Origin of the sequence: Bacillus cereus group sp. BfR-BA-01355 (assembly GCF_022663675.1) — a bacterium.
GTDB lineage: Bacteria > Bacillota > Bacilli > Bacillales > Bacillaceae_G > Bacillus_A > Bacillus_A thuringiensis_S.
Genome location: NZ_JAKUFY010000282.1, coordinates 1 through 658, shown reverse-complemented (window position 1 = coordinate 658; position 658 = coordinate 1). Strand labels below are relative to the sequence as shown.

Below are 658 nucleotides of genomic sequence, written 5' to 3'. Positions count from 1 at the left end.
AAAAAACAACCAAGGTGGAAACGACAATCAAGGTGGAAACAATAACCAAGATAATAACACAACAATTGATCCAAAAGCTCTTAAAGATGGTGAATACAGCATTGGCTTTAAAGTGTTAAAAGATCAAACAGATGAAATCTCAATGATGAACACATACACAAAAAGCCCAGGTGTATTAAAAGTAAAAGATGGTAAGAAATACGTATCGTTTACATTAACAAATAGTACATGGATTACGAAATTTGAATTTGAGAAGAATGGTTCTTTCGTTAATGCAAAAGTGTTAAGTGAAAATAAAGAACAAAATACAAGAGTAGTAGAAGTAGAAGTAAACGATTTGTCTAAAAAATTAAATGCAAAAGTAAAAGTAGATATTGATTCAATGAATTATCACCATTTCTACGATGTTCAATTTGTATTTGATCAAGACAGTATTAAAGCTTTAGGGAACCAAGGTGGAAACGACAACCAAGGCGGAAACGACAACCAAGGCGGAAACGACAACCAAGGTGGAAACGACAACCAAGGTGGAAACAACAACCAAGGCGGAAATGACAACCAAGGTGGAAATAATAACCCGAGAGTAATAGTTGATCCGAAAAATTTAGTAGATGGCCAATATGATATTACATTTAAAGTATTAAAAGATAAAACAGAT

Annotated in this window: 1 protein-coding gene; it reads left to right on the top strand. The window is 33.0% G+C overall.

Going from position 1 to position 658, the window contains the following annotated elements:
* The coding region (locus tag MR167_RS31590) for an NEAT domain-containing protein (protein WP_242316243.1) at window positions 1–658 on the top strand (658 nt) is incomplete at both ends.